18 protein-coding genes are annotated in these 23604 nt (G+C 47.1%); 17 read left to right on the forward strand and 1 reads right to left on the reverse strand.

Annotation, left to right across the window (positions count from 1 at the left end; all coding sequences use genetic code 11):
* Positions 1-186 precede the first annotated feature (186 nt).
* The 16 genes from pflB (at position 187) to AAIH57_RS18555 (ending at position 21589) form a co-directional block, all read left to right on the forward strand.
* A complete protein-coding gene (gene pflB, locus AAIH57_RS18480) occupies positions 187-2445 on the forward strand; it encodes a formate C-acetyltransferase (RefSeq protein WP_430022602.1) in 2259 nt (752 codons plus the stop codon).
* 121 nt (positions 2446-2566) lie between these two features.
* Entirely contained in the window at positions 2567-3316 is a 750-nt protein-coding gene (gene pflA, locus AAIH57_RS18485) for a pyruvate formate-lyase-activating protein (protein WP_175395625.1), read from the forward strand.
* Positions 3317-3578: 262 nt separating this feature from the next.
* Positions 3579-4943 carry an ABC transporter substrate-binding protein gene (locus tag AAIH57_RS18490; protein ID WP_175395624.1) on the forward strand — a complete coding sequence of 455 codons (1365 nt, stop codon included), beginning with the start codon at positions 3579-3581 and terminating at the stop codon, positions 4941-4943.
* Positions 4944-4998: 55 nt separating this feature from the next.
* The gene (locus AAIH57_RS18495) at positions 4999-5883 is read left to right on the forward strand and encodes a carbohydrate ABC transporter permease (protein WP_175395623.1); all 885 of its coding nucleotides are present in this window, start codon (positions 4999-5001) and stop codon (positions 5881-5883) included.
* Positions 5883-6713 (forward strand): carbohydrate ABC transporter permease, encoded by an 831-nt coding sequence (locus tag AAIH57_RS18500; protein WP_175395622.1) that lies wholly within the window; start codon positions 5883-5885, stop codon positions 6711-6713. The genes AAIH57_RS18495 and AAIH57_RS18500 overlap by 1 nt, the downstream gene beginning before the upstream one ends.
* Before the next feature lie 30 nt (positions 6714-6743).
* Complete coding sequence (locus AAIH57_RS18505) at positions 6744-8579, forward strand: cache domain-containing sensor histidine kinase (RefSeq protein ID WP_430022603.1); 1836 nt, start codon at positions 6744-6746, stop codon at positions 8577-8579.
* Positions 8580-10205: a response regulator transcription factor gene (locus AAIH57_RS18510; protein WP_430022604.1), complete on the forward strand. Its 1626-nt coding sequence runs from the start codon at positions 8580-8582 to the stop codon at positions 10203-10205. It begins immediately after the preceding gene.
* 20 nt (positions 10206-10225) lie between these two features.
* Positions 10226-11815: a beta-N-acetylhexosaminidase gene (gene nagZ, locus AAIH57_RS18515; RefSeq protein ID WP_430022605.1), complete on the forward strand. Its 1590-nt coding sequence runs from the start codon at positions 10226-10228 to the stop codon at positions 11813-11815.
* Between the two features lie 253 nt (positions 11816-12068).
* A complete protein-coding gene (locus AAIH57_RS18520) occupies positions 12069-14330 on the forward strand; it encodes a stalk domain-containing protein (RefSeq protein WP_430022606.1) in 2262 nt (753 codons plus the stop codon).
* Positions 14331-14700: 370 nt separating this feature from the next.
* On the forward strand, positions 14701-15165 hold the full coding sequence (locus AAIH57_RS18525; RefSeq protein ID WP_175395617.1) for a Fur family transcriptional regulator: 465 nt from the start codon (positions 14701-14703) through the stop codon (positions 15163-15165).
* A gap of 2 nt (positions 15166-15167) precedes the next feature.
* Entirely contained in the window at positions 15168-15419 is a 252-nt protein-coding gene (gene yidD / locus AAIH57_RS18530) for a membrane protein insertion efficiency factor YidD (RefSeq protein WP_175395616.1), read from the forward strand.
* Between the two features lie 414 nt (positions 15420-15833).
* A complete protein-coding gene (gene metG, locus AAIH57_RS18535) occupies positions 15834-17885 on the forward strand; it encodes a methionine--tRNA ligase (protein WP_430022607.1) in 2052 nt (683 codons plus the stop codon).
* 319 nt (positions 17886-18204) lie between these two features.
* On the forward strand, positions 18205-19164 hold the full coding sequence (locus AAIH57_RS18540; RefSeq protein WP_430022725.1) for a metal ABC transporter solute-binding protein, Zn/Mn family: 960 nt from the start codon (positions 18205-18207) through the stop codon (positions 19162-19164).
* A gap of 56 nt (positions 19165-19220) precedes the next feature.
* Positions 19221-19979, forward strand: coding sequence for a metal ABC transporter ATP-binding protein (locus AAIH57_RS18545; RefSeq protein ID WP_175395613.1), 759 nt, complete (start codon positions 19221-19223; stop codon positions 19977-19979).
* 46 nt (positions 19980-20025) lie between these two features.
* Positions 20026-20829, forward strand: a complete 804-nt coding sequence (locus AAIH57_RS18550) for a metal ABC transporter permease (RefSeq protein ID WP_175395612.1) — start codon at positions 20026-20028, stop codon at positions 20827-20829.
* 46 nt (positions 20830-20875) lie between these two features.
* Positions 20876-21589: a cytochrome c biogenesis CcdA family protein gene (locus AAIH57_RS18555; protein WP_175395611.1), complete on the forward strand. Its 714-nt coding sequence runs from the start codon at positions 20876-20878 to the stop codon at positions 21587-21589.
* Positions 21590-21692: 103 nt separating this feature from the next.
* Here the strand turns inward: AAIH57_RS18555 and splB are convergent, their stop codons facing one another.
* Positions 21693-22763: a spore photoproduct lyase gene (gene splB / locus AAIH57_RS18560; protein WP_430022608.1), complete on the reverse strand. Its 1071-nt coding sequence runs from the start codon at positions 22761-22763 to the stop codon at positions 21693-21695.
* 220 nt (positions 22764-22983) lie between these two features.
* Between splB and mntR the strand changes: the two genes are divergently transcribed.
* Entirely contained in the window at positions 22984-23412 is a 429-nt protein-coding gene (mntR, locus tag AAIH57_RS18565; protein WP_175395609.1) for a transcriptional regulator MntR, read from the forward strand.
* The last annotated feature ends 192 nt before the right edge of the window (positions 23413-23604 follow it).

The raw sequence follows: 23604 nt of genomic DNA on the forward strand, positions 1-23604 counted from the left end.
CACGGAAGACGTATACTGAAAATGTAAGAAAAACATCCATCCCGCGGTTCCGGTTACCAAGTAGAGAGAACATGTTCCGGCTTACATGTGAAAATGTTCACATTTAATCGCGGCTCTGGGCACAGATGAGACGATTGATGTACCCTGTCATGTGTCCGGAAATCCAAATTTTGTGGAGGGATTACTATGTCGGTGATCGAAAAAGATGTCAAACAACAAACAGGCTGGAGAAGCTTTACGAAAGGCACATGGACCAAATCCGTGGATGTGAATGATTTTCTGGCACATAATTTATCTCCGTATTACGGGGATGAAGCATTTCTTGCAGGGGCAACGCAGAACACCAAAGACCTGTGGGATATCGTATCTGATCTGACCAAAAAAGAACGGGACAACGGCGGCGTACTGGATGTGGACGTAAACACCCCGGGTACGATCGTATCTCACCAACCAGGGTATCTGGATCAATCCAAAGAACAGATCGTCGGTGTGCAAACCGATGCTCCATTCAAACGCTCCATTCAGCCAACAGGCGGAATTCGCATGATGATTGATGCATGTCAAGCATACGGCTTCGAAATGCCTCAAGAAGTCATTGATATATTTACCAATATTCGCAAAACACATAATCAGGGTGTATTTGATGCTTACACATCCGAAATGCGTGCAGCTCGTAAAGCCGGAATCATTACAGGTCTGCCGGATGCTTACGGCCGCGGACGGATCATCGGTGACTATCGCCGGGTAGCTCTTTATGGTGTAGACTTCCTGATTCGTGCCAAAAAAGGAGAACTGAACGCACTCGAAGTGGATGTGATTGATGAAGACGTAATCCGTCTGCGTGAAGAGTTATCCGAACAGATTCGAGCACTGCAGGAATTGAAGCAGCTGGGTGAAATGCATGGTTTTGATATCTCCCTGCCGGCTACAACAGCGAAAGAAGCATTCCAGTGGTTGTACTTTGGATATCTCGCTGCAATCAAAGAACAAAACGGCGCGGCCATGTCCCTTGGACGTGTATCTTCGTTCCTGGATATCTACATTGAACGTGATTTACAGGAAGGTAATCTGACTGAGGAACAGGCACAGGAACTGGTTGACCACTTTGTCATGAAACTGCGGATCGTCAAATTCCTGCGTACACCAGACTATAACGAGCTCTTCAGTGGTGATCCAACGTGGGTAACCGAGTCCATTGGCGGAATGTCCGTGAACGGAGAAACGCGTGTAACGAAAAACAGCTTCCGTTTCCTGCACACGCTGCACAATCTGGGGCCAGCACCGGAACCAAACCTGACTGTACTCTGGTCCACCAAACTTCCGGAAGCTTTCAAACAATATTGTACGAAAGTTTCGATTGAAACCAGCTCCATCCAGTATGAAAACGATGATCTGATGCGTCCAATCTACGGTGACGATTACGGTATTGCCTGCTGTGTATCGGCCATGAAGATCGGTAAACAAATGCAGTTCTTTGGCGCCCGTGCGAATCTGGCGAAAGCTCTGCTGTATGCGATCAACGGTGGCCGTGACGAGAAATCCGGAGCACAGGTCGGACCGGAGTATCCGGCAATTACAGGCGAAGTGCTGGATTACAATGAGGTCATGAAACGTTTCAAACCGATGATGGAATGGCTGGCTAAACTGTACATGAACACCCTTAACGTCATCCACTACATGCATGACAAATACAGTTACGAGCGCATTGAAATGGCTCTGCATGACCGTGATATCGTACGTACCATGGCCTGTGGTATTGCTGGCCTGTCCGTTGCTGCCGACTCCTTGAGTGCAATTAAGTATGCAAAAGTTAAACCGATTCGTAACGAGCAAGGAATCGCCGTTGATTTTGAAATCGAAGGAGACTTCCCTTGTTACGGAAACAACGAAGACAGTGTCGACAGCATCGCGGTTGAACTGGTGGAAAGCTTCATGGGCATGATTCGCAAACACAAAGCGTACCGCAATGCCGTTCCAACGCAATCCGTTTTGACCATTACTTCCAATGTGGTATACGGCAAAAAAACCGGTACTACACCGGATGGACGTAAAGCAGGCGAGCCGTTTGCTCCAGGGGCGAACCCTATGCACGGCCGTGACAAAAAAGGTGCACTGGCATCTCTGGGCTCTGTAGCCAAATTGCCTTACGAACACAGTCTTGACGGGATCTCCAACACGTTCTCGATTGTACCTAAAGCGCTCGGAAAAGAGTCCGATACCCGCAAATCCAATCTGGTTGCCATGATGGACGGTTATTTCGGTCAAGGTGCTCACCATCTGAACGTGAACGTATTTGATCGTCAGCAGCTGATTGATGCCATGGAGCATCCGGAAAATTATCCACAATTGACAGTACGTGTATCGGGCTATGCCGTAAACTTCATCAAATTGACGCGTGAACAACAGCTCGACGTCATCAACCGTACTTTCCACGGTTCGATGTAATAGGAAGATGAAGTCGTGGCCGTATCGAAGTCGCTTTCATAGGACTTCGTGAGGCCAGGGCTTTGGATCGAAGTGACAACATAAACGCACAGCGGATGCGGATAAGAAAGGAAGAGGCAGCATGGTAAACGGACATATACATTCACTCGAAACTTTCGGGACGGTTGACGGCCCCGGCATCCGCTTCGTGCTTTTTATGCAGGGATGTCACCTGAAGTGCCAATATTGCCACAACCCGGATACATGGGCGCTTGATGGAGGCAGGGATATGAGCGTGGAAGAAGTTCTCGCGGAAATTGAACCGTACTTGACCTACTATCGCAGCTCAGGAGGCGGACTTACCATATCCGGAGGGGAACCGACGCTGCAGGCTCACTTCGTTGCCCAGGTTTTCAAAGAAGTAAAGCGGCGGTGGGGGCTGCATACAACTTTGGACAGCAACGGTTACAATGAACCGGATCGTATTCTTGACCTTTTGGATCATACTGATCTTGTGATGCTGGACCTGAAGCATATTGATGATGCAAAGCATATCAAGCTTACCGGGAAATCAAATGAAAGAACGCTCCGTATGGCTCGGTGGTTATCGGATCATGGTCGGAAAATGTGGATCCGTCACGTCTACGTGCCCGGCATTCATAACGATGAGCAAGATCTTCTTAATCTGGGGCGTTACATCGGTACATTGAACGGAGTCGAAAAGTTTGAAATTCTGCCTTATCACCAGATGGGGATCTACAAATGGCAGGCTCTAGGCAAGGTATATCCACTTGACGGTGTACCTTCTCCGACCGAAGAAGAAGTGGAACGGGCGTATCGCCTGATTGAACAGGGCCGGAAGGAAACAGCTGGTACGGTTTGTTCCAAATAGATAATCCACCAAAAGATCCATCGAATGATCCATCCATTGATCAACATCTAATATATATTGATCCATCAGCCAAGCAGTCTTTGCGACCCGTGTCGCAGAGGCTGTTTTTATTGCATTTTACATGAAGATAACGAAGAGAGCCTGTTCAGTGAAGGATTTTATCCCCTCATTGATGAATTGTCATCCTTACGATGGGAGCTTCGTCTTTTTATAATCAGAGTGTAAAACCAAATGTGCAATATGCTGAGGAGGGTCAACGACGATGAAAAAAAGAATGATAATGCTGCTCTCACTACTGCTTGTAACATCCTGGACGCTGGCTGCATGTTCGGGCTCAGGGAACGAAAGTCCACAAGGGGCTGCAGGCTCAGACACAGAGACCAGTAAGGAACCGGTCGAGATGCTGCTGCGCCACACCCAGGTAGGTGCGGATAAACAGAAAAGGCTGGCCATACTGCAGGACGTCGTCGACAAGGTAGAGAGTGAAGTACCCAATCTGACCTTTACTCTGGACGGAGTGGAATCCGATGTGAACCGCAAGGAGAAGCTTCGCGGAGAGATGGCTGCCGGCAATCCGCCGGATATATTCGAACTCTTCGGCAGTCCGGATTCCAAGGTGTATGCCAAGGAAGGCATGCTGCTGGATCTGACACCGATTCTGCAAGAACTGGGTATCCAGGATCAGTTTACATCCCTTGAACCGTTCACGTATGAAGGCAAAGTATATGGACTGCCAATTGGTGGCTCGGGCGAAGGCTTTTTCTACAACAAGGAATATTTCGCACAAAAGGGCTGGCAAGCGCCAACGACCATGGCTGAACTCGATAACATGCTGGCCGAGATCAAAGCGGATGGCAAAGTACCCCTTGCTTCGGCTTCCAAGGCAGGCTGGGTTCCGCTGATGCTAACGAACCATCTGTGGTCTCGCTATGCCGGGCCGGAGATTACGGCGAAGTTTGCAACAGGTGAAGCCAAGTGGACCGATCCGGGTGTAGTTCAAGGCTTTGCGAAGCATAAGGAATGGGTCGATAAGGGCTATTTCAAAAAAGGCGAGCTTGGATTCGAATACGCAGAGTATACGACTCAATTTACAAGTGGTGAAGCTATCCTGATGTATGACGGCACATGGAAATCATCTGTATTCAAAGAAGGTCAGAGCGGGGAATCGCTCATTGGAAAGGTTGGATTTTTCAATATGCCGCCGGTAGAGAACGGAGTAGGGGACCAGACTTCCCTCATGCGTGACGTTAACAATGGGTACGGCTTCTCGGCATCGGTAGCGGACGATCCACAGAAGCTGGAGGCGGTAAAAGCTTTCATCAAAAATTTCTACAATGAAGACATGCAGGTGCGTGGACTTGTGGAGGATGGTGTACTTCCTGCCATGAAGCTGGATGAGAAGGTATTAACCGACAGCATCACCGATGAACTGATGAAAGAGATCGTTGCTGTCCTGAATGCGTCCAAAACGTCATTCCCGGCATTTGATGCGCTTGTGCAGGCAGACGTGACTACCGAAATCAGCAATCTGCAGATCCAAAAACTGATTGGTGGACAGACCACGCCGGAGAAGATGGCGGAGGAGCTGCAAAAAATCCAAGAGGAAGCCAATGCTTCCGTGGAATGATCGAATGCATGAAGGCCATAGCTGCTGCAACTGAAGTCACTGAAGGAGGCTGGACATGAATACTTCACTCCGCAGCCCGCTCATTTATGCTCTGTTTGTATTGCCGGCACTGATCTTGTTTGTGATGTTTTTTCTGTATCCGATTGGCAGCTCTCTATACTACAGCTTGACCAGCTGGAATGGTGTTTCGACAGACCCACGATTTGTGGGTTTGTCGAACTACGCCAAAGCTCTGACCGATGAACGGTTTTGGATTTCCACGCGGAATAACGGATTTTTTATCGGATTTTCGGTATTCATTCAGGTTCCGCTGATTGTGTTGTTCTCGCTCTTTATTGCGAACGTCAAGCGATTAAAGGGGTTATACAAAACGGCTGTTTTTTTACCTTCCATCATGTCCACGGCTGTAATCGGAATTTTGTGGGGATTTATCTATGAGCCCAACATCGGGCTGTTAAATCAGCTGCTTGACATGTTTGGCATTCCACCGGTGTACTGGCTCTCGGATAATCGCTTTGCGATGCTGTCCATCCTTGTAACGAATGCCTGGCAGTGGACAGGTTTTTACATTGTCATGGTGCTGGCGGCCATTCTTGCCATTCCCCGTGACCTGGACGAAGCTGCGGCAATTGATGGGGCTACGGCAGTACAGCGCGCAACCCGAATCACATTGCCATTGATCAGACCCATTATTTCGGTTGTCATTATGCTGTCCATTGCCGGAGCGATGAAGGCAGCGGATATTGTACTTGTCATGACCAAAGGCGGTCCCGCCGGGTCCACTGAGGTTCTCGCCACGTATATGATCAAATACGCGATCACCAATTTTAAATACGGTTATGGCAATACAGTTGCAGTCCTGATCTTTGCTCTGACACTTGTGCTGACGGCCGTATATCAGCTGTTGGTAGCAAGGCGCAACGAAAGGGTGGAGTATTGATGGCGAAGAGCATAAGAGGCACCATTCCCCATGTGATGTTAATGCTGTATTTAATCGCAATTTTGTTTCCATTTTTGTTCGTCATCTTCTCTTCATTTAAACAGGATAACAATGAGATCGCTCTCCATCCATTCGGTTTGCCAACGACTTGGGTATTCAGCAATTACGTGGAAGCCTGGGTCAACGCCAAAATCGGTACGTATTTCTGGAACAGCCTGTACATCTCAGTCCTGTCTTCGGCAGGTACCATTATACTGGGCGCCATGTTTGCTTTTGCCGTAACCCGGATGAGACACCGCAAATGGAGCCTGTTTCTGTACAGTCTCATTCTGGCAGGTATGCTCATTCCGAATAATGCACTGATGCTGCCCATTTATTTGCTCGTTCGCAAGCTGGGCATATTGGACACACATCTGGCTTTGATTGTTCCTTATGTAGCAAATGCGATTCCATTCACGATCATTATTCTGGCTGCATTTATGAGATCACTCCCCGGAGAGATTGAGGAAGCGGCGGTCATGGATGGCTTGAGGGCCCCAGGGATCTTTGCTAAAATAGTGATACCTCTTACGGTTCCAGCCATCGTTACGGTATTTATCGTGAATTTCCTCGGCAACTGGAACGAATTTTTGCTCGCCAACTATTTCCTATCTACAGATAAGCTGCGTACCCTGCCTGTAGGCATGGTCCAGTTTCGAGATCAGTACCAGATGAACTATGCCCAGATGTCCGCAGGAATTGTATACAGCGTTGTACCTGTTGTTGTCATTTACGCCATACTGCAGGAGAAAATTATTGAAGGTGTGACCGCAGGCGGTGTCAAGGGTTGATGAACGAGGCGGTTGATGGGGAGAACGGATATGAACTTGCGCATGAAGCTAGCTATGGCATTTCTGCTGCTGATTATTGTACCGATGTGCGCACTTGGCATTGGCATGTTTCTGGTCACATCACATACGATTGAGAAAAAATACAACCAGCAGGCCGAATACGCCCTCCAGGCCATTAGCTACAATATCGAGAATGTTTTTCAGCAGATTAACAATGTCACCGATAACGGAATTGCCACTTCAGTATTCCAAATGGCACTTAACGCCAAAGACCCGACCAAGCAGGACCTTGGAACCGGCAATCAATTGTCGCTTAATGCCAGCCAGCGCAATTTTCGTTCTCTTCTATATAATTATCCGTTTATTAGCTATGCCTTTTTGTATGATTTGCGTTCATCAGAGAACAATCAGATCGTATCGATATTCACCAAAGAAAATTTTGAAGCTCTGCCTTTTCAGCAATTCAAGGTACACCCCTTATTTCAGGAAATTCAGCAGCTCAACGGTGTGCCCAAATGGCTTGCTCCACTTGAATATCCCGAACTTACCGGTGTTGATCCTGTTTTTACTCAGATCAGGCTGGTCAAGGAACTCAGTTACTTTCAAAATATCGGGATTCTTGTGGTTCAGATCAAAAAAGGAGAGATTGACCGGATCTTCCGGCATCTGCAGATTAGCGACTCCGCACAGAATACATCCTTTCTATTAACCAATGAAGAAGGTTTAGTTGTCTATGATCCTTCCGGGCGGTACAGCGGAGAGAAGATGGAGAACCTGGGAGTCAACGCTAGGAGTTACGGGCCCGGCTTCAGCAGTATCCGAACCGTATTTGATGGCACGGAGAGTATCCTGTCCCAATATCATCTAAAAAACTATGGCTGGAACTTGGTCAGCGTAACTTCTTGGGAAGCGCTGTCAGCAGAGACCAATGTATTTGCAGGCTGGTCGGTGATCATTATTCTGATCTGTCTTCTTGCCGCGATGGTCTTCAATCTGTTTTTCATGAACCGTATTACCGGCAATATTGCCGTACTGGTCCGCTTCATGCGGCGAGTGGAGGATGGAGACTTCAACGCAAGGGTAGAGGGAAAAGGTTTCGATGAGATGCAGCTTCTTGCCCACGGGTTTAATGAACTGCTGGACCGGATTGGCAGCCTGTTTCGTCGTGTAAGGGCAGAGCAGCAGCAGAAGGCCAAGGCTGAGCTGCGTGTGCTGCAGGCCCAGATCAAACCACACTTTCTGTTCAACACGCTGGAATCGATTAACGGCCTCGCTATGCGGGGAGAAGGACGGAAAGTCAGTGAAATGGTAACCCGTCTGGGCAATATTCTTCGCATCAGCATCCAGGACCAGGAGGAAATTCCGCTGGGTGAGGAAGTAAGGCATCTGCAGAGCTACCTAGAAATTCAACAATACCGATTCAGTGAATTGTTCACGTATGAGGTCGATATTCCTACTCATCTATATGCATCCTCCGTACTTAAACTGACCTTGCAGCCGTTAGTGGAAAATAGCATCCAGCATGGCTTCGAGGGCATTGAGTATAAGGGCATACTTCGGATCAGTGCATTTGAGGACCTCAATAATCTGGTACTGCGCGTGGAGGATAACGGACTTGGCATTCCCCAGGAAATAATGGGGAGATTTGAATACATGGCAGAGGACCCGCCAGATCATATGCAGGGACAAGAAGGAGAGCAGCAGCTATCTTCTATGACTGAGCGCCGAGGATTGGGTTTACGAAGTGTAGCGGACCGGATACGAATTCGGTATGGGGCTGGATATGGCATATTTATATGTTCAGCTTCAGGTCATGGGACAGTCATTCAATGCATAATTCCACGATATGAGCAGGAGGATGCCTAGATGAATCTGACCGCAATGCTAGTTGATGACGAACTTCCGATTTTGGAAAATTTGAGTTTGATCTTACCGTGGGAGGACATGGGAATTGAAATTACCGGCACCGCCAGAAGCGGGGTGGAAGCCCTGGATAAGGTGGCTGAATGTCATCCGGACATTATGCTGTGTGATATTCGCATGCCAACCATGGATGGCTTAGAGCTCATTCGCATACTGCGGGAACGAGGGGAGTCATGCGAAATTATTTTGCTCACCGGATATCAGCAGTTTGAATATGCCCGAACCGCCATCCGTTACAATGTTCATGAATACATATGTAAACCGATTGATTATTTGAGTTTGGAAAACAAGCTGCGCGAGTTAACCGAACAGATCCATAAGAAGCGTATGGCAAGTGAGTCTGAACGTCATCGCAATGTAGAGATGGAAAACTGGATTAGACAGAAACAGGTGACCGATCTGCTGGCTGGTGAGAAGAAGATGTCAATCGGTTATCCGGCACAAGCTCCGGAACAGCTGGTGTCTTCTGTTCGTTATATTCTGATCCTGGTGGATGTGGAGGGTTACTTCCGTTATTCCATCGGCTGGTCTAGTGACCAGCATCAGCAATGGCATGATGAGATCCTTTCCAGCCTGAGAGTCTTAACGGGAGAAATGGAAGGAAGCATGATAATATCCGTCCGCAAGGGGGAATGGGGCATTTTACTGGAGGCTTCAGGTGCATGGGAGTTCCAGGCAGATGAAATAGCTCAGCGTGTCCTGCTAAAGCTTGATGCCATGTTTGCTGCGGAATCAGCAATGAAGGTAAGGATTGTTCAGGACGTTATGCCTGTATGTCTGGATCAGCAGATCGCCGAGCGATACCGACACTGTCAGCGCATGTTAATGAATCCATCCGATAACAGAGATGATATTAGGTCTGTGACAACGTCAGTTTCATCGCAATTACAGCCCAACGAAGTATCCAAAAAAGCAGCATGGATTACCAGAGAGGAACTGGAGCTGTTCACGCGCTGGATTCGTCAGGGGAACAAGCAGGAATTAGTTCATCTGCTGCATTCGCTTAAACATCGATTGAGCCAATTGGAAGTTTCGTCAGACAGCATAGGCGAAAGTAATATTCGTTTTTTGCTGGTACACATGCTGCGTGAACTGCGCGAAGTTCATGCGATTGCTGAACAGGAAGAAAAACAGTTCTGGGATGCACTTCAGATGGCTGCTTCCATGAAAGAACTAGTTGAACTTACGGAGGCGATTGCCCATGCTTGGCATAGTAAGCAAGGTGTATCCAGACCTTCAGTTTATGAATTGATAAAGTCTGCATGTGAGTATATGGATACACGTTTGGAACAAGATCTTGGCATAGATGAGGTTGCGGATTGGCTGGGAATCAGTTCGAGTTATTTTTGCCAGCTGTTCAAAAGCCATGTAGGGGTCACGTTTGTTGAATATATGACTCATAAACGGATGGAAAGTGCTGCATTATTGTTGAGTACAACGGAGTGGAGTATTACAGCCATCGGGGAAGCCACCGGCTACAAGGAACGGCGTTATTTCTCCAAAGTGTTTCATAAACATTTCCACATGAAGCCATCGGAATACAGGCAAAGCAAACGAACTGGCACTTGATTTGAGGAGGGAATGCGTACATGAAATCGGTGCAATTGACGCTGGAACAGAAGGTAGGCCAGCTGTTTATGTGCGGCTTCCATGGGCAGGAAGCGGATGCACAGATCACCCGATTAATTCAGGACTACCATGTTGGAGGCGTCATTTATTTCAGACGTAATGTGCAGAGTGTGGAACAATTGACCCGTTTATCTGCAGAACTGCAAAGGATGGCCGCGAAAAACGGTGAGTTGCCGCTTGTGATCTCGGTGGATCAGGAGGGCGGCATGGTTGCCAGAATTGATAAGGACGGGGTTACAAGAGTGCCTGGAAACATGGCTTTAGGGGCCACAGGCAACCCGGACTACACCTATCAATGTGCACGAATTCTGGGTGGTGAGTTAAAACAGATAGGAATCGATATGAACCTTGCGCCAGTCGTTGATGTGAACAATAACGTTCTCAATCCGGTCATTGGAGTACGATCCTATGGGGAGAATGCCGAAAGAGTGGCCGCTCACGGTGTGGCAGCCATTACGGGTTACCAGTCCCGTGGCATAGCAGCCACAGCGAAGCATTTTCCAGGGCATGGAGATACTGCAGTGGATTCTCATCTGGGAATGGTAACTGTTCCACATGAACGGGAAAGACTGCAGCAGGTCGAACTGCTGCCGTTTCGCCGGGCCATTGAGGCGGGTGTGGATGCCATTATGACAGCACATGTCATTTTCCCGACGATCGAACCTGAGCCCATTCCCGCCACATTATCACGTAAAGTGTTACATGGATTATTACGCGAAGAAATGGGATTCGAAGGAATAATCATTACGGATTGTCTGGAAATGCATGCGATCTCCAAACCATATGGGGTAGCAAAGGCTGCTGTTCTTGCTGTGGAGGCAGGCGCAGATTTAATCCTGGTCAGTCATACCCTTGAGGAACAGATTGCTGCTATAGAGGCAGTAGTTGAAGCGGTTCGTCATGGGCGAATTGACGAGCAGGTCATAGACCAAGCGTTAGAGCGTGTCGTGAACTGGAAGCAAAAACGCTGTGGTCATCAACCGAGTGAACGAACAGATATGCCACATTTGTCTCCAGCGGCCCCGGGTGAGGCATTGTTACATGAAATCGCATGCCAGAGCATTACCGTGGTGCACAATGACGGCTTGCTGCCATTAAAACCCGAACAGGGCGTATTTGTTGTATGGCCCGAAGTTGTGCAGCGAACAGAGGTGGATGAACCGTGGTCCCATTCGGATTCGCTCGGTAGGGTACTCAGTCAATCCAGAGCTCATGTCCGAGAGCATAAAATGACGACGCAGCCGTCTTATGAAGAGGCAGACCGAATTCTGCAAAATGTGCTAGAGGGAGAGCAGGTCATCGTATGCACCTATACCTCAACAGGTTATCTTCCCAAGGGTCAGCGCCATCTGGTTGAGCGGCTGAGCGAGAAACATTCATTGATTGTCATTGCGCTGCGTAATCCCTATGATCTGCTGGAAATTCCCCGGCCAGGAGCCTATGTATGTACATACGAAAACACGCCTGCTGTGGTACGTGCATTATCACTTGCCATTACGGGAGAGCTGGAACCAAGTGGAAGCCTGCCAGTCCGATTGAGTCAACAGTAATGTAGGGCAACCTTTTTGCTATGTGGTTTTAATATCCATATAGTGGAAAGGTTTTTTTGTTGAAAACAGGGAGAAATCTATGAAAGAGTCCTGTAATGATAACCAACTATTTTCATAGTGTTTTCGTTCTATTAAAACTTTACATTTCTCATCAAATATTTTTAGCAACTTTTCCCGGTTACAAGCGTCTAATAGTATGACTTTTTGAGGGGGATATTTATAAAATGGGAGCAGAAGGAGCCAAAGAAAAAGAATGAATCTGAAGAAGAAATTGTCCATACTTACCGCTTTAGCTGTTTTTCAAGCGTTTGCAGTCATTCCTGCGAATGCACAGGCAGCCGATCAGAGCGATTCGACACCAGTGAATACAGCCAAAGTTAAATCCGTTGAGGTTGTGAAAAAAGAACAAACCATCGCGGAATCGGAAGTGAAGAATCAAACTGGTACGCAGTCTTCCGATGACGAAACAACCGAGGTAACGAGCCCGGAATCAACAGAATCAACAGGTACAGATGTTGCTCCGGTTGATCCTGCAGCGGAACCTGCTGAACCTGAAGATGCAGAAGATACTACAGAAGAAGAGACGCCAGCACCTACGCCAGTAGAGGTTGAGCAACCTTCCACAAGTGGTCAATCTGTAACGGGAACGAACGGTGGAGACCTGACACTGTACATGAACAGCAATAAAATGATGCAGGATGGAAAAACGTATCTTGCCGGACAGCCGATGGCTGTCAAGAACGGTGTATCTTATGTAGCGATCCGCGCATTGGTTGACCGGGTTGGTTATGAAGTGAAATACGATAACACCACCAAGGAAACGATCATTATTAGTGGCGAAGATGAGCTGCGTTTCAAAACCAACAGCAAAATCTACACCGTTAATGGTGAAGAAAGAACGATGAAGGGCGCTGCTTATCAACAAAAGAATACGTTCATGGTGCCGCTGACTTCGATTACTCAGGCATTGAACATTACTTATAAAGTAAACCAATCCGCCAAAACGGTTGTACTGAACCTGAATACCAAGCCGGTAGCCAGCTTCACGGTACAAAAAGAAATTTTTGCCGGAGATACCGTGACATACATGACCAATTACAGTTCCCCCAAAGGAATGGAGATCGTGGATGAGCGCTGGACTGGCCGTCAGGATTCGTTCGACCAACCAGGTACATATACGGTAACGTATGCTGTCCAGGATTCAAGTGGTCAATGGAGTGATCCGTATTCTGTAACGATCCAGGTCCAAAAACCGAACCTGCCTCCTGTAGCGATGTTTACTACAGATAAAGAAGAATACAAAATGGGTGAAAAGATCACTTACATTGATCAAAGCACGGACGATGTGAAAATCGACAAAACAGAGTGGGATAATAACGCGCTGGCATTCTTTGTCCCTGGACCGAAGACGATCACAATCACCGTTACAGACGAACAAGGTCTGAGTAACAGCTATTCCAAAATCATCAATATCACGGGTGAAACATTGTACACCCTTTCTGATTTTAATCAGTTGTTCACACCAGTAGGTGACAAATTCACCTTTAATGGTGGAGAAGTCCCAGCCATGGAGAAAGTGCCGTACACTTACTACGATGAACAAAGCAATCTTATTCGCAGTAACAGTCCGGAAACCGTGAATACAGAAGGCATTGTGTACAAAGAGTCTTCCATTGGTCAGACTCGTTTCATGATTCACCACGTGAATAACACGGGCAAAAGAGTAAAAATGTATGTTATTGCAACAAATAACAACCCATATACGGCAGTATTCGAACAACAGAATATGGGCTTCGCGGGGCCTACACCGTATGCTACCGTAGCCGGTAAATTGTCTATTGATAAATGGTTCAAGTCGATTCAGACAGGAGCCGATCAAAAGAAAGTGTATATTGAACCTGGAGAAAGCAAACTGATTTTGACTGAACTAAATGCAATTCCGATGAAGGAAGGTCAAGTCATTTCCCTGTACTCCGACGTATTCAGTGATTACAGACTGGATTACAACATTATCATGATTGAAGAAAATAAAGATCCGATGGAAGTTTGGTCCACGCTGCCTGTATTGGATCGGGATGGTGTTCATAACCGGGGTACATACCCGAATGCAACACGTGTCATTACGTATAATCAAGAAGTAGGTTCGAAGCCTTCCCGCCTTCCGCTTGGTGATAACGCAAGTGATCCAAACCTGGTCGGAACTGACCCTATGGCATACACAGATGCTTCCAACGCGGGTAACTTCGGTGTACTCTACAAAATCACATTGAATAATGTGGCTCCACGTACTCTGATCTCGTTCAACCCACGTGGTGGTAAGTACTCGGGTGTGGCACTCGTTAATGGTCAGGTTGTTCAGATTGCGACTGGAAAATCGCTGAGTGCGCCGAATGAACAAGGTGTACTCTATCGCACTGGGTCGTATGGTGAAAGTGTAACCATTCTGTTCTCTGCTGCACCAGGAAGCAATCTTCCTGTCAACCTGCTGTTTACACCGCTTCCGGCTGAGAAGTAATCATCTCCTGGCAACAAGGAACGGACGGTTTGGAGTGAAAGCTTATATCTTATATACCCGGTCACCCCAAAAGTCGCCCGAAGAAATGATCTTCTGAACCGTCAGAGAAGGACTCCATGTGAATGGGGTCCTTTTTCATGATCCTGACGATGATTCGTGCGCTAGCCCTTTCGTTGACTCTAATCGGGATTTGAGGCATTATTAGAAGTAGAATAACAAGCATAAGTTACAGCATTTTGCATCATTCGATTCCACAGGTTAAGTGGACGAAAGATTTGGACGTAGAACCATTCCGATCCGGTTCTTGCTAATTTGAAATCGCTCTTTGGATTTATGCTAAATGCTCGTATGACAGGAGGTGCTTTAAGTCATGCTATCAACAGAACAGATTATTAATACCATGTCCTCACAGGGACTTCGCATTACGGATCAGCGGAAAACACTGGCCCGGTTATTTGCTGAATCCCCTGGGTATCTTGCACCCAAGGACGTCTATGAATATATGGGTAAGACTTACAGCGGACTGAGTTTTGACACGGTGTACCGGAATTTGCGTGTGATGCAGGAATTGGGTGTGCTGGAGCAGGTTATCTTTGAAGATGGTGTAAAATTCAGAGCGCATTGCAGTGAAGATCATCATCACCATCATATGATCTGTCTGAATTGCCAGAAGACCTATCCGATCGTTTTTTGTCCGATGCAGCTGGCAGATGCCCCAGAGCAGTTTCAGGTAGTAGACCATAAATTCGAAGTTTTTGGGTACTGCAAAGATTGTGCTGAACATGTTCCGGCGAAAGTGTCATCCGGACATCAGCATACGCACGGGAAACATTAAGCATGAAGTTATCCCGCAGACTGGTTCAGGCACCCATTCGGGTATACCGGAACTATATTTCTCCCCTGAAACCACCTACGTGTCGCTTTTATCCGACTTGTTCGGCTTATGCGATGGAAGCAATTGAGGTCCATGGAGCTTTGAAAGGTTCACTGCTGGCGGCCAAGCGTATTGCCAAATGCCATCCGTTTCATCCAGGAGGCGTTGATTTGGTTCCGCCCAAGGCAGAGAAATCGGTCATGGTATCCGATTAGTGGTGGAGCTGTAATCTTCTCATGACATGAGTGAATGGAAAGAGTACTAGGTAGCTGACGACTTGACAAAGAGGGCAGCATTTCAGTATATTTTTCGTATAATGATTTCCAGTGAAGGGATAAGTACAGACACACCCCCAGTGCAGAGAGCCGGATAAGCTGAGAACCGGTCTGGGAGGAGGATGGAATATGGTCCCGGAGGAACCTCTTCCGAGCGTGCAGGCGTTGAATTCAGACACTGTCGTAAGGCTGGGGCGTGATCCAGCGTTAATGGGCGGTCGAAGGACCGGCAGAGCCTGTGGTTTGCAAAAAGCACGGGGAATTTGGGTGGTAACACGTGAGATCAACTCTCGTCCCATAGGGGCGGGAGTTTTTTGTGTTCTTTTTTAAAGAACGCGCAAAGAAGCAGGACAATTGAAGGAGGAGAAGTCATTTATGACGGACCAAAAAACATTTTATCTGACAACGCCGATTTATTATCCGAGTGACAAATTGCATATTGGGCATGCGTATACAACGGTTGCTGGTGATGCCATGGCTCGTTACAAACGTCTGCGCGGTTATACGGTGCGTTACCTGACGGGAACAGATGAGCACGGACAGAAAATTGAGCGCAAGGCGCAGGAAAAAGGACAAACGCCACAGGCATTTGTAGATGATATCGTAGTCGGCATCAAGGATCTGTGGAACAAGCTGGACATCTCCAATGACGACTTCATTCGTACAACAGAAGAACGTCACAAAACAGTCGTACAGGATATTTTCGATCGCTTGCTCAAGCAGGGAGATATCTACAAGGGCGAATACGAGGGCTGGTACAGTATCCCGGATGAGACCTATTATACGGAAACTCAACTGGTTGATGTGGAGAAAAACGAAAAGGGCGAGATTGTTGCTGCCAAAAGTCCGGATAGCGGGCATCCGGTAGAGCTCGTCAAGGAAGAATCCTATTTCTTCCGCATGAGCAAATATGCAGACCGTTTGCTGAAATACTATGAAGAAAATCCTGGGTTCATTCAACCGGAATCACGCAAAAATGAGATGATCAACAACTTTATTAAGCCGGGGCTGGAAGATTTGGCCGTTTCGCGGACGACTTTTGAGTGGGGCGTTAAGGTTAAAGGCGATCCAAAGCACGTTGTATACGTCTGGATTGACGCGTTATCCAACTATATTACAGCCTTGGGTTATGGTTCATCCGATTCGTCGCTGTATGACAAGTTCTGGCCTGCGGATGTTCATCTGGTGGGCAAGGAAATCGTTCGTTTCCATACGATCTACTGGCCGATCATGCTGATGGCGCTTGACCTTCCTTTGCCGAAAAAAGTATTTGCACATGGCTGGTTATTGATGAAAGACGGCAAAATGTCCAAATCGAAAGGAAACGTGGTTGATCCGGTGACCCTGATTGACCGTTATGGCCTCGATGCACTGCGTTATTATCTGCTGCGCGAAGTTCCATTCGGTTCGGATGGTACGTTCACTCCGGAGAGCTTTGTAGAACGCGTAAATTCGGATCTGGCCAACGATCTGGGGAATTTGCTCAATCGCACCGTGGCTATGGTGGATAAGTATTTCGAAGGCAAGGCACCAACATTTACTTCAGGTGTAACCGAATTTGATGCTTCGCTGGAAGAAGCGGGCCTGGCAGCTGTGGACAAAGTCGAACAGGCGATGGAAAATCTGCAATTTTCCGTAGCCCTGACTGCGATCAGTCAGTTTGTTAGCCGCAGTAACAAATATATCGACGAGACACAGCCTTGGGCTTTGGCTCGCGATGAAGCGAAACGGGATGAGCTGGCTTCCGTCATGTCCCACCTGATTGAAAGTCTGCGTATTGCTTCCATCCTGCTGCAGCCGTTCCTGACCCGTGCTCCCCACAAAATCTGGGAACAGCTTGGGATTCAGGAAGGCGAACTTACGGCTTGGGATACAGCGAAGCAGTGGGGTGTCATTCCAGCTGGAAACGCCTTGCAAAAGGGAGACCCAATCTTCCCGCGTCTCGATTCGGAGCAGGAGGTTGCGTATATTGCTGAAGCGATGACAGGAGGCAAAAAAGCGGAACCGCAAGCTGAGACCACTCAGGCTGATGCAGGAGATTCTGCCCAAGCATCCGAACCGGTGACAGCACCAGAAGGCAAGGAAGAGATCGGCATAGACGATTTTGCCAAAGTGGAACTGCGTGTTGCACAGGTTATCGCCTGTGAACCGGTCAAAAAAGCGGATAAATTGCTCAAATTACAGCTGGATCTGGGTTATGAGCAGCGTCAGGTCGTATCGGGGATTGCCAAATTCTATTCCCCGGAAGAGATGGTTGGACGCAAAGTCATTTGCGTAACGAATCTCAAACCCGTGAAATTGCGTGGCGAGTTGTCCCAAGGCATGATTTTGGCGGCTTCTCATGGGGATCAATTGACACTGGCTGCGGTACCGGACAATATGCCTAATGGTGCACAAGTAAAATAAGTCAGTCTAATATAAGACATCTGATAGATTAGAAGGTGGCCCGATGAATCGGGTCACTTTTTATTTTCTTATGGATAAGCGTGCTAATAACGTGAGAAAACAAGCATATACTGTTATGAACTCTGTGCTCTCGGGGAGACTGAATAGAGGTGGATCGCTTGACAACCGCGTTCAGGTTACCTATAATTCTTTCAGTAATGTTTACGATTAAGAGATGCGGAGTGAAGCAATAGTGAAACAGTATAATGAAACCAATCAAACCAACGGTACTCGGATACAACATACTGGCAGAAGCAGAATCAAGTGGTTATGGAGCAGCATGCTGATTCTCAGTTTGTTGGTATTGTCAGCGTGTGGACAGGGGAATTCGGAAAGTGCCAAGATCGTGGAAGGCAAAGTGAACGTAGTCACGAGCTTCTATCCTGTCTATGCATTTACCACTGCCATTGGTGGCGAAGACGCGAACGTTATTAATTTGCTGCCAACCGGTGTCGAACCCCATGACTGGACTCCTAAAAGCCAGGATATTGTCAACACCTCCAAAGCCCAACTGTTTCTGTACAATGGTGCTGGCCTTGAAGGCTGGGTGCCTAACTTTCTCAAGTCGCTTAACAGTGATACACAAGTGAAGTCTGTTGCTGTAAGTGATGGGGTAAGTCTGCTGACCGCTGAAGGCGACGATGGACATAATCATGGCGAAGAGCATGAAGATGAGCACGCGGAAGAGGAAGCAGGCACAGAAGATGTGGCAGATCATCATGTTGACCCTCACACATGGGTTAGTCCCAAGTCGGCATTGGTTATGGCAGAAAATATTAAAAACAGTCTCGTTGAAGTTGACCCTGATCACCAAGAGGGTTACGAGCAGCGTTACGAGGAACTGCGTACCAAACTTGAAACACTGGATCAGCACTTTACGGATGAATTGTCCAAGGTCTCCAACAAGGAAATCGTTGTATCCCATCAAGCTTTTGGATATCTCGCCCGTGATTATGGTTTAACCCAGCACGCCATTATGGGACTTTCCCCGGATGCAGAACCAACAGGTCAGGACATTGTGAATTTGTCCAAGCTCGTGAAGGAAGAGGGCATCAAATACATTTTTTTTGAAGAGCTGGTATCAGACAAGCTGGCCAAAACATTGGCAGGGGAAGCAGGCGTGGAAACCATGGTACTGAATCCGGTTGAAGGATTAACCAAGGAGCAGGCAGCCAATGGGGATGATTATTTCACCCTGATGGAGAAAAATTTGCAAAATCTGCTGATCGCATTAAAATAAGATAGACTGAAGGATTCGCTCTGCAATCCTTATATATAATGAAGGGCGGCTTTGCCATGCAGCAAATCATGCCACTATGTCATGATCCAATCATAGAGATTGAGAAATTATCGTTCTCTTACGGTGACCAGCGGGTGATCGAAAATCTTGATTTTATGGTCAAGGAACGGGATTTTGTCGGAATTATCGGTTCAAACGGGGCTGGAAAAACGACATTGCTGCGCATGCTGGTTGGACTTTTGCCTCCAGCGCAGGGAGATATCAAATTGTTTGGACAGTCGATTCGCAGATTCAAGGATTGGGAACGAATTGGATATGTCCCGCAAAAAAATGCGTTCAATCCATTGTTCCCTGCAACCGTACGGGAAGTGGTCATGTCAGGCTTGTATAACAACAAGAATATGTTCCGCCGAATGACACGCAAATCTCAGCAGCAGTGCACAGATGCGCTTGAGGTCATGCGTATTGAAGATCTGGCGAACAAACGGATCGGACAATTGTCCGGGGGGCAGCAGCAGCGTGTATTTTTGGCACGTGCGCTCATTAATCACCCGGATTTGTTGATTTTGGATGAACCAACGGTGGGGATTGATGCCGAGTCTCAAGCGAGTTTCTTTGAACTCATTACCCACATGCATGAACACCACCGGATGACATTTCTGATGGTTTCGCATGATATGGACCGGATGGAAAATTATCTTGGTTCAGAAGCGGCAGTCACCAACGGTAAAATTAACTTCCATGTTCGTCATTCACATGAGGTGGAGGATTGTGCCGAGACCAATTTGCAGCATACTACTGCCCAGGTACGATAAGGATATTGTACAACTAGATTAGACGAGGCTGAAGGAGTCGTGTGTTTTGGAGATTTTGATGAGTGATTTTTTTCAGCGGGCACTGGCAGGGGGATTGCTGATCGGGATTACAGCTCCGCTAATTGGACTGTTTCTGGTGCTGCGGCGGTTATCCATGATCGGGGACACCTTATCGCATGTGACCATTGCCGGGGTAGCTCTCGGTTTTTTAATTGAGGTTTATCCGATTGCGGTGGGCCTTATCTTTGCCGTGCTCGCATCCTTTGCGATAGAAAAGCTTCGCAAAGCATATAAAACGTATGCAGAGTTATCGATTGCGATTATTATGTCCGGTGGTGTTGCACTGGCTTCGTTGTTCTTCACACTGGGCAAAGGATATAATACCGATGTAATGAGTTACCTGTTCGGCAGTATTTACACACTCGACTCTACAGATTTGAAACTGGTTGGTGTGGTGACGTTGATTGTCGTTGTCGTGGTAGCGCTGTTACATAAGGAGTTTTTCCTGCTCAGTTTTGAGGAAGATGCGGCGGCAGTTACGGGGCTGCCCGTACGATTGCTCAACATGCTGATTACGGTGATGACGGCTCTGGTCATAAGTACAGCGATTAAAATCGTGGGTGCACTGCTGGTGTCGGCACTCCTAACCATTCCAGTAGCGGTAAGCCTGTTAATGGCACGCAGTTTCAAATCGGCTATTATTCTGTCTGTAGTCATCGGGGAGATTGCAGTAGTGATTGGTTTGGTAGTTGCAGGGATCTGGAACTTGGCTCCAGGAGCAACGATTGTTCTATTGCTTATCATGATGCTGATCCTTACGATGATAGGGAAAAAAGGGTTCCGAGCCTAAAGAGTAAACGTGTGCAAGTGAGCCCAGGAAGGGAGACAACCGATTCATGCCTGATGTTAATGTGTGGCTGGCTTTTGTCGCAGGATTGGCTTCATTTATATCACCGTGCTGTCTTCCGCTCTATCCTTCATATCTGTCCTACATCACGGGAATGACAGTACAAAGGTTAAAAGACGATCGCAACCAGCGTGAAGTCCGGCTTAAGACGTTAACGCACACGCTGGCGTTTATTTTGGGTTTCTCGGCAGTATTTTATTCGCTGGGCCTGGGGGCAGGGTTGTTCGGGCGCTTTTTTAACGATAATCGTGATTTGATTCGTCAGCTTTCGGCTATTTTAATTATGTTGATGGGCTTGTTCCTGTTAGGGGTATTCAAGCCACAGTTTCTGATGAAGGAACGCAAGCTGGATATGAAATGGAAACCAGCGGGGTACCTGGGTTCGTTTATTTTTGGGATAGGCTTCTCGGCTGGATGGTCACCGTGTATCGGCCCCATTCTGACTGCAATCATCGCGATGGCAGCGAGTGAACCGACAACCTGGTTGGCATTAATTACTGGCTATACGGCTGGCTTTGCATTACCTTTTTTCATTCTTGCTTTCTTCATTGGTTCCACTCGCTGGATCTTACGTTATTCCAATGTCATGATGAAAGTCGGGGGAGCACTGATGCTGTTTCTGGGTGTGCTGCTGTTTACAGATCAAATGACGAAAATCACCATATGGCTGCAGCAGATTACACCAGATTGGATGATTATCTAGCGTAGAAATAAAAGCAGGCTACATGAAGGCCAGAGAATATTCTGACCCATGTGTCCTGCTTTTTTGATCTCTACCTTTGATAAATTCGATATGTTGTCAGTGCTTAGGTGAAATAATCAATATTGGCTAACGGAAAATGTTCGAAAATTTGCTCGGTGATGAACTCGCGCAGCGCGTCTTGCTGGTCATCCTTATACACATATTTATATTGACCCCAGCGTCCCCATTTCATCTTTCTTTTTTCGATGTCCATTTCGAGTTTGGTTTTGGGGTACCGTTTCTCAATCGTTGCTTTCGCCGTTTTGGTAAAACGATGCTGAATCATTTCAAAAGTAAGATCCTTCGTTGCTTCTTCCGGTAGGGTATGGGCAAGCTTCTGCAGAAGCTCGGCGTATCCTTCCTGCCAACCGTCATACCACATGATCGGAGCGATAATAAACCCTAGCGGGTAACCGGCATGTGCAATTTTGCCTGCAGCTTCAATTCGTTCTTCAAACCTTGAAGTGGCAGGTTCGAAGTTTTTAATGACATAATCCGAATTGACGCTGAACCGGATACGGGTATGACCGTTATGTTTGATGTTTAATAATGGATCCACATGATGATACTTTGTCACAAAGCGCAAACGTCCGTATTCCTCATTCGCCATAAACCGGATCAGATCACTCAAATTTTCAGTTATATGTTCGAGTCCTACCGGATCGGAAGTACAGGCTGCTTCAAATCGGGTAATCTCAGGCGCACGTTCATCAATATACCCTTTGGCTGCCTGAATGATCTCCTCGGTGTTTACATATACCCTGACATAAGGCTTGGCTCCGAGCGTGGTTTGAAGATAGCAATAATGGCAATGGCCCATGCATCCTGTGGAGATCGGGATGGCGTATTCGGCTGAAGGTTTCGACTGATCGAATTTGAGTGTTTTACGTACACCTACAACCAGGGTACGCTTAGCCATGCGGTATTTTTCTTGTTCCGTTTCACCAGGAAGATTGGTAATCCGGTTATGGGAAGTTGTCATCTGATACGGGATATCCTTGGATGTAACCCATTCCATGATCCGTTTTCCCTTCTCATATTCCAGCGCACCGGGTTCAAAATAGACCAAATCGGGAATAAAGGGTTTAGTGCCTTTTGCTTTGCGAACCGGGGGCTGAGCTACGCTTGTACTCACGAAATCACTCCTTTCAATACGAAACCTTGCTTAGTTTGCCTCACATGGGTTTAAGTCACGCTTGGCAATACTTTCGTACAGAGACAGGAGCATGGATGTGTTATAACGTACATAGCGATGGATTCGTACAAGACTTGCCAATGCGTATTGATAACATGTATCATTATAAGATAGGGACCAGGCAAGAATATTGCTGGTCAGAGAGAAGAGAGGGAAGCAGATGCCAACGCCCAGTATGGAAGATTATTTGGAGCGTATATACAAATTGATTGATGAAAAGGGCTATGCTCGCGTGTCAGATATAGCTGAAGGATTGGAAGTGCATCCTTCATCGGTGACCAAGATGATCCAAAAGCTGGACAAAGACGAGTACCTGATTTACGAAAAGTACCGTGGGTTGGTGCTTACTCCAAAAGGGAAAAAGATGGGGAAACGTTTGATGGAGCGCCATCATCTGCTTGAACAATTTTTGACAACCATTGGTGTTCAGGAGGAGAATATCTACAAGGATGTGGAAGGCATTGAGCATCATCTGAGTTGGGACTCCATTACCTGCATCGAGTCTCTTGTGGAATATTTCCGTCAAGATGAAAATCGGTTGCGTGATCTTCAAAATATTCAGGAACTCATGAGTAACACCGAATCCTAAGGCAGCACAGGACTTTTGCTTTTGTTCCTATTGTGCGGCAGAAAAACAAAAAAACAGAGGGTGTATCTTTGTCGTTTGTACATGACGGAGAATCACTCTCTGTTTTTTTGTTGTCCATAATTTGGCGATTAATCGCAACTAACTTATCGTTTGGAGCGTCTATTAAACTAGCAGAATTTGCCGAGAATTTTA

Origin of the sequence: Paenibacillus sp. MABNR03 (assembly GCF_050455445.1) — a bacterium.
Lineage (GTDB): Bacteria > Bacillota > Bacilli > Paenibacillales > Paenibacillaceae > Paenibacillus > Paenibacillus xylanilyticus.

Excerpts from the sequence above, each read along its gene's own strand:
- pflB (WP_430022602.1), top strand. The coding sequence starts at position 187 with ATGTCGGTGATCGAAAAAGATGTCAAACAACAAACAGGCTGGAGAAGC.
- pflA (WP_175395625.1), top strand. The coding sequence starts at position 2,567 with ATGGTAAACGGACATATACATTCACTCGAAACTTTCGGGACGGTTGAC.
- AAIH57_RS18490 (WP_175395624.1), top strand. The coding sequence starts at position 3,579 with ATGAAAAAAAGAATGATAATGCTGCTCTCACTACTGCTTGTAACATCC.
- AAIH57_RS18495 (WP_175395623.1), top strand. The coding sequence starts at position 4,999 with ATGAATACTTCACTCCGCAGCCCGCTCATTTATGCTCTGTTTGTATTG.
- AAIH57_RS18500 (WP_175395622.1), top strand. The coding sequence starts at position 5,883 with ATGGCGAAGAGCATAAGAGGCACCATTCCCCATGTGATGTTAATGCTG.
- AAIH57_RS18505 (WP_430022603.1), top strand. The coding sequence starts at position 6,744 with ATGAACTTGCGCATGAAGCTAGCTATGGCATTTCTGCTGCTGATTATT.
- AAIH57_RS18510 (WP_430022604.1), top strand. The coding sequence starts at position 8,580 with ATGAATCTGACCGCAATGCTAGTTGATGACGAACTTCCGATTTTGGAA.
- nagZ (WP_430022605.1), top strand. The coding sequence starts at position 10,226 with ATGAAATCGGTGCAATTGACGCTGGAACAGAAGGTAGGCCAGCTGTTT.
- AAIH57_RS18520 (WP_430022606.1), top strand. The coding sequence starts at position 12,069 with ATGAATCTGAAGAAGAAATTGTCCATACTTACCGCTTTAGCTGTTTTT.
- AAIH57_RS18525 (WP_175395617.1), top strand. The coding sequence starts at position 14,701 with ATGCTATCAACAGAACAGATTATTAATACCATGTCCTCACAGGGACTT.
- yidD (WP_175395616.1), top strand. The coding sequence starts at position 15,168 with ATGAAGTTATCCCGCAGACTGGTTCAGGCACCCATTCGGGTATACCGG.
- AAIH57_RS18540 (WP_430022725.1), top strand. The coding sequence starts at position 18,205 with ATGCTGATTCTCAGTTTGTTGGTATTGTCAGCGTGTGGACAGGGGAAT.
- AAIH57_RS18545 (WP_175395613.1), top strand. The coding sequence starts at position 19,221 with ATGCAGCAAATCATGCCACTATGTCATGATCCAATCATAGAGATTGAG.
- AAIH57_RS18555 (WP_175395611.1), top strand. The coding sequence starts at position 20,876 with ATGCCTGATGTTAATGTGTGGCTGGCTTTTGTCGCAGGATTGGCTTCA.
- mntR (WP_175395609.1), top strand. The coding sequence starts at position 22,984 with ATGCCAACGCCCAGTATGGAAGATTATTTGGAGCGTATATACAAATTG.